The organism is Nocardia sp. NPDC051787, from assembly GCF_040681325.1.
Lineage (GTDB): Bacteria > Actinomycetota > Actinomycetes > Mycobacteriales > Mycobacteriaceae > Nocardia.
On sequence record NZ_JBFAYO010000041.1, the window covers coordinates 1 to 6,300 of the forward strand.

Genomic DNA, 6,300 nt, shown 5'->3' on the forward strand with positions numbered 1-6,300 from the left:
CCCCCCACACGGGGAGTGAAGAGCCGGAACCAAAAAATATTTGGCACTGACATTCATCGACACACTATTGAGTTCTCAAAGAACACACGCACACACATTCGATCCGGATTTCCGGACCTTCAGTGAGGCAACTTATCCAGCTTAGCTCAGCCGTTCACCCGATCAAAATCGGAGTCACGATCAAGCTAGTGTGATCGCCAGGCGCTCCTCGTCCTACCTCGTTTCCCAGTCCGTCCGCTCGGCGTTTCCGCTTCGCTTCTCGGCTCCGGGTCGGTGTCCGTGTCGCTCTGACCTGGAATAAGTTACGCGGCGGATTTCACTTCGTCAAATCGCCTGGGCAGCGCACTATTTCGCAGGTCAGAGGCGCGCGATCGACGCGATGGACGGCCTAATGACACGAATGTGATTCAGGCCACCACAAGATTGTTCCGGAGCGGTCGCGGCCGGCTCAGTTGGCGAGAGCGTGCGCGGCGCCGCGGTGCAGCGGTACGGGAGCGGTATCCCGGGCGGTATCCCTGCTGATTCCTTTCGCGGCCGAGTTGGCCTGTTCCAGCTGGGTTTTGCGGTCGAACAGGGTCCTGGTCAGCACACAGGCGAGATCGGCGTCCAGGTCGTCGCGGACGAGCAGGACGTTCGGCACGACAATCGTCTTCACCTCGGCGGGCAGGCCGTACGCGGCGGCGGGAATGGTCCCCTCTTCGTACATGGGATTGATCGTGCGCAGGCTGCTCAGCTGGTCGGTGACGTCCAGGAATCGGAGCCGGTCCCTCGCCACGGTGAACAAGTCGGTGATGCCCGGCGTGGGCAGGCCGCCGGAGAAGAACATGGCGTCGATCGACCCGTCCTTCATGCCGTCCACGGTCTTGGTGAGATCCAGCCGCTGGGCCGAGATGTCGCGATCGGGATCGAGACCGGCGGCTTGCAGTATCCGCTGCGCGATCACCTCGGTGCCCGACTTCGGCGAGCCGGTGGAGACCCGCTTGCCGCGCAGGTCGGCCACCGAATTGATGCCCGCGTCCCGGCGCACGACTACCTGGGTGTAGTTCGGATACAGCCGCGCGAGCGCCTGCACCGGCTGTTTCTTGCCGTCGAAGCTTCCCGTGCCGAGCACGGCGTCGGCGGCGCTGTCGGCCAAGGAGAACGCCACCTGGTAGTTGCCCGCGACGACCTGCTGGATGTTCTGCACCGACGCCCCGGTCTCGGCGGCGGTCGCCTTTACCTTGCCGTCGGTGGCCTGGGCGATCTGGTCGGCGTAGGCGTTGCCGAGCGCGAAATAGACCCCGGTGGCGTTACCGGTCGCGATGCCGACTCGGGTTTCTCGCTCGAGCGCGCAGGTGACCGCCGCGCCCGAGTCGGTGTGCGGTGCGTCCCTGCGGCCGCCGCAGCCCGCGAGTAGTCCCGCCGCGATCGTGATGACGGCGAATACCAGTGCGGCTCTTCTCATGTCGTTCTCCTTCGCGACAGCAGAGTGATCCCGGCGGCCGCGAGCAGCGCGCACGCCCCGGCGATCAGCGTGGCGGGCGCCAAGTACAGCAGCGTCAACCCGCCGACGGCGGCCAGCACGCGTGCCGCGAGCGGCGCGGCTCCGATACCGGGGAGCCAGCCGCCCGTGGCCGCCGCCAGCGCGGCGACACCGACGCACGCCACCGCGGTGGTCCAGAGGATGCCGAGGATCGGCCCTCGCCCGAGCAGGTACTCCCCCGGCCCGGTCAGGACGAACACGATCGGCACCAGGAAGGCGGGCAGGGCGTACTTCAGGGCCTGCCACATGGTGGGCACGGTGCGGGCTCCGGTGATCGCGGCGGCGCCCACCGCCGCGAGCGCGGTCGGCGGCGTCACCTCCGAGAGCACCGAGTAGTAGAAGACGAACATCGCGGCGGCGGGCGCGGGCACGTCGAGAGCCAGCAGCGCCGGACCGATGATCGCCCAGCCGATGATGAACGACGCCGTGACCGGCACGGCGAGCCCGAGCAGCGCCAGCGCGACGGCGGCAAGTGCGACGGTGCAGGCCAGCACGACGGTGTGATTGTCCGACAGCGCCTTCGCGGCGCGCACCAGCAATGCCGCGAGCTGTGCGCCGAGGCCGGTCTTGGTCGTCATCGCGGTGATCACGCCCGCGGCCGCGCATACCGCGACCACCGGCAGCGCCGAACGGACGCCGCTGCCGATCGTGGCGAACACCAAGCGCGGCGACCGGGCCGCCGCCCGGGTGCGCGCGTCGAAGAAGGCCAGGACGAACGCCAGCGCGGTCGCGTAGACCACCGCTCGCGTCGCGCTCACCCCGATGAGCAGAAGCACGACGATCGCGATCAGCGACAGGAAGTGATAGCCGAACCGCAGCAGCAGCCGGCCCGCCGACGTGCCGCCGATCTCGACCGGTTCGGTGCCCAGCCTGCGCGCATCGATCTCGACGGCGAGCAGGATGCCCAGGTAGTAGAGGAGGGTCGGGATCAGCGCCCAGCCGAGCACGGTGACGTACGAGACCTCGAGGTATTCGGCGACGATGAACGCCGCAACGCCCAGCGTGGGCGGCGACAGGATCGCGCCGACGCCGGCCGCGGCCAGCATGCCGCCCGCCTGTTCGGGCGGGTACCCCGCGCGCCGCAGGATCGGCCAGGTCACCGCGCCCACGCTCACCGCGGTGGCGGTGCCGGACCCGGACACCGTGCCGAGCAGGAAACCCGAGGCCACGGCGGTGCGTCCGGCGGCCCCGCGCGACCGCCGGAACGCCGCGACCGACAGATCCACGAAGAACTGTGCGGCGCCGGAGAATTCGAGCACCGCGCCGTACAGGGTGAACAGCACGATGTAGGTAGCCGCGACATCGAGCGGGGTGCCGTAGAAGCCGCTTCCGGAATTGAACAGGGCGTCGGTGATCTGGCCGAAGTCCAGTCCGGCGTGCGCGATGCTCCATTCCTGCGGCAGCAGCCCTCCGTAATACCCGTAGGCGAGGAAGACCAGGCACACCGCGGGCAACACCCATCCCGTGGTCCGCCGGCATGCCTCCATGACGAGCACCAGCAACACCGTGCCGACCGCGACGTCGACCGGATCGAGCAGGCCTTGCCGATCGAGGAACGCGTCGTATCCGCCGCCGCCCGACCCGATCGTCATCGGGGCAACGGGATACAGGCAGACCGCCAGCGCCACCACCGCTAGCAACCAGTCCGCGACGCCCGGCCGGTTGCGCCGATCCCGGAGGCGAAGACCCGACCCGTAGGCGAGAAATACCATGGGCAACGTGCCCGCCAGGAAGATCACCAGGTAGTACTGGCTGCCCTGCGCCAGCGGCCGGAACACCTGCCACAGCGCGAGAATCGCGACGGCGAACGCGAGGGCGGCGACCAATCGCTCCGCCCAGCCGCTCAGCACCCGCGCGGGCCGTTCCTCGTCGTCGAACTCCACGACAGGCGGGTGCTTCTGCTCGTCCACCCGAGTGCCCAGCGTGCCCGACATGGCGAGACGATAGCAACACGCACACGCCTGTGTACCGGCTTTGACGACAGCCGAGGCAGGGGATCGCCTTCCGCGGGGATCAGCCACCGGGCCAGGACAAGCCTGCCGCAACGGGTGACGTGCCCGCTCGGATCGGTCTCGCGCAGGCCCGGCGGCCGCCGATCGGGGTTACGTGCGGCGCGGGCTTCGGCTGTCCGAGGCGCTGTCGTAAACGTGATAATGGCGGTGCGCGCGTGTCGCCCGTGCGTATCCCGATCGGCGAATCCGTCGGCGGCAGTATGCGTGTGTCGTTACGCTTGCCACGCAAGTTGGTTCCAGTGGTCGACGTGGCGGGGGTTGATGAGTGTCGCGTGTCTTCCTGAGTCATTCCAGCGGGGACAACGCCGTGGCGGTCGCGCTGCGGCAGTGGCTGATAGAGCAGCGACCGGGGTTGGCCGGGGAGGTCTTTCTCGATATCGATCCCGATACCGGCATCCGCACCGGGGTTCGGTGGAAAGAGGCCCTGCGGCAAGCAAATACACGCTGCGAGGCGGTGATCTGCCTGCTCTCGCGGCACTGGCAGAACTCGCACGAATGCAGAACCGAGTACCGCACCGCCGAGACTCTGGGTAAGCAGATTCTGGTGGCCCGGCTGGAAGCCACTGATGGCGATATCACCATGGAATGGCAGCGATGCGACCTGTTCGGCGACGGCCCCGCCACCATCGTCCATATCCCCGGCGGCGGTGAGCCGGTACGGTTCCGCACCGCGGGTCTCCATCAGCTGCTGGCCGGGTTGGAGCCGGCCGGTATCGGTGCCGAGCACTTCCCGTGGCCACCATCGGTGGAGCCAGGCCGTGCGCCCTATCGCGGATGGCGGCAGTTCGAGGCGATCGACGCCGCGGTGTTCTTCGGTCGCGACGCGCAGATCCTGCGCAGCCGGGATCATCTGGTGGTCATGCGCGCGACCGGTGTGCAATCGCTGTTCGTCGTTCTCGGCCCCTCCGGTGCCGGGAAATCATCCTTCCTGCGTGCGGGGCTGCTGCCGCGACTGGCCCGCGACGATCGGCATTTCGTGGTCATGGACATTCTGCGACCCGCGCGGGAAGCCCTCACCGGCACCAGCGGCCTCGCCGCCGTAATCCACGCCACCCGCAGGCGATTCGGCCTTCGGGCACCCAGCCCCGGTGTGATCAAAACTGCGCTTTCCGACCAGCACGAGCGGGTGCGGGAGTGGCTGCTCGAGATCCGGCAGGCCGCGGCAGCTCGGTTGATCGACGCGTCCGGGGCCGAATCCGACTGGGCGGCTCCGACGCTGGTGTTGCCGATCGACCAGGCCGAGGAATTGCTGGGTCCCGATGCGGGAAGCGAGGGTGGCTTGCTCCTCGATCTGCTCGCCGACCTGCTCACCGACCCTACGGACGACGACGCGACACGGCAGTGGTTGATCGTGGTGGTCTGCGTGCGCACCGACCGCTATGAGGCGTTTCAGACCGCCCCGCAACTGGCCGGTATCGAAACGGTGCTGTTCGACGACCTGGGCCCGATGCCGCATGCCCTGTTCAAGGACGTCATCACCGGGCCCGCCATGCGGGCCACCCAGGCGGGGGCACGGCTGGAGGTGAACCCGGATCTGGTCGGTCGGCTGCTGGCCGACTGCACCGAGGGTGCGGATACCCTGCCGCTGCTGGCGCTGACGCTGTCACGGTTGTACGAGGACTACGGTGACACCGGAGTTCTCACCCTCGACCACTACACGGCGATCGGCGGCATCGATCACGTCGTGCGCAGCGAGATCGACCGCGTCATGGCCGTCGACCCAGCGCTACGGCGACACCAGCTCGACTTGTTGCGATCGGCGTTCATCCCGTGGCTGGCCACCATCAATCCCGACAACGACCAGCCCCTGCGCCGTATCGCCGCCTGGACCGACCTCCCCGCCGAGACACATTCGCTGCTGGACAGCTTCGTCGAGCGGCGGCTGCTGGTCAAAGACCAGCGCGACGGCCGGGCCGTTGTCGAGGTAGCGCTGGAAAGCCTGCTGCGGCAATGGGATGAGCTCGCCGAATGGCTCCGGGAGCACGCCGACGACCTCAGAAACGCCGATACCCTCGAACAGACAGCCCGCGCATGGGCCCGCCACGATCACGACGACGCCTGGCTGCTGGACGGCTCACGCCTGCTCGCAGCCGAAACCCTCCTCACCGAACCCGGCTACCGCGAACGTCTCGCGTCGGTCCGCGAACTTGTTTCGGCATCCCGCAAACATCACGACGACCGCGTCGACGCCGAACTCCGCGCATCCCGGAAGCGAGCGCGCATCCTCACCGGGCTGGTCGCCGTCCTGCTTGTCGTCACCCTGATCGCCGTCACCGGATTCTTCACGGCCACCAACGCCAGCAATCGAGCCGACACCCAAACCCGCCAAGCCATAGCGCTACGCCTGATCCAAGACGGCGAAGCCACGCTCCAAGGGAGACAACTCGGCAGCGACACCTACGCAATACAGGAAATACTCGCCGCCCACGCCCTCGCGCCGAGCCCACAGACCGACACGGCGATCGTCGATGCCCTCTACGCCCGCCGACACCTACGCACCATTGTGCAAACGCACTCCCTTATCAGGGACGTGGCGTTCAGCCCGGACGGCAAGCGCATCGTCTCGGGCAGCCACGACAAAACGCTGCGACTGTGGGATGCGGCCACCGGGCAACCCATCGGCCCACCCCTGACCGGCCACACCGACGTGGTCCAGAGCGTGGGGTTCAGCCCGGACGGCAAGCGCATCGTCTCGGGCAGCCACGACAAAACGCTGCGACTGTGGGATGGGGCCACCGGGCAACCCATCGGCCCACCCCTGACCGG

Annotated in this window: 3 protein-coding genes; 1 reads left to right on the top strand and 2 read right to left on the bottom strand. The window is 67.9% G+C overall.

Annotated elements, in window-relative coordinates; translation table 11 throughout:
• Window positions 1-448: 448 nt before the first annotated feature.
• Together AB0M45_RS30385 and AB0M45_RS30390 are read right to left on the bottom strand one after the other, a co-directional pair.
• A complete protein-coding gene (locus tag AB0M45_RS30385) occupies window positions 449-1,444 on the bottom strand; it encodes a TAXI family TRAP transporter solute-binding subunit (protein WP_364336258.1) in 996 nt (331 codons plus the stop codon).
• A complete protein-coding gene (locus AB0M45_RS30390) occupies window positions 1,441-3,456 on the bottom strand; it encodes a TRAP transporter fused permease subunit (RefSeq protein WP_364336260.1) in 2,016 nt (671 codons plus the stop codon). Before AB0M45_RS30390 ends, AB0M45_RS30385 begins: the two co-directional genes overlap by 4 nt.
• Window positions 3,457-3,799: 343 nt before the next feature.
• On the opposite strand from AB0M45_RS30390, the gene AB0M45_RS30395 reads away from it, so the two are divergent.
• Window positions 3,800-6,300: TIR domain-containing protein (locus tag AB0M45_RS30395; RefSeq protein WP_364336262.1), on the top strand; the 2,501-nt coding region annotated here is incomplete at its 3' end.

Excerpts from the sequence above, each read along its gene's own strand:
- AB0M45_RS30390 (WP_364336260.1), bottom strand. The coding sequence starts at position 3,456 with ATGTCGGGCACGCTGGGCACTCGGGTGGACGAGCAGAAGCACCCGCCT.
- AB0M45_RS30385 (WP_364336258.1), bottom strand. The coding sequence starts at position 1,444 with ATGAGAAGAGCCGCACTGGTATTCGCCGTCATCACGATCGCGGCGGGA.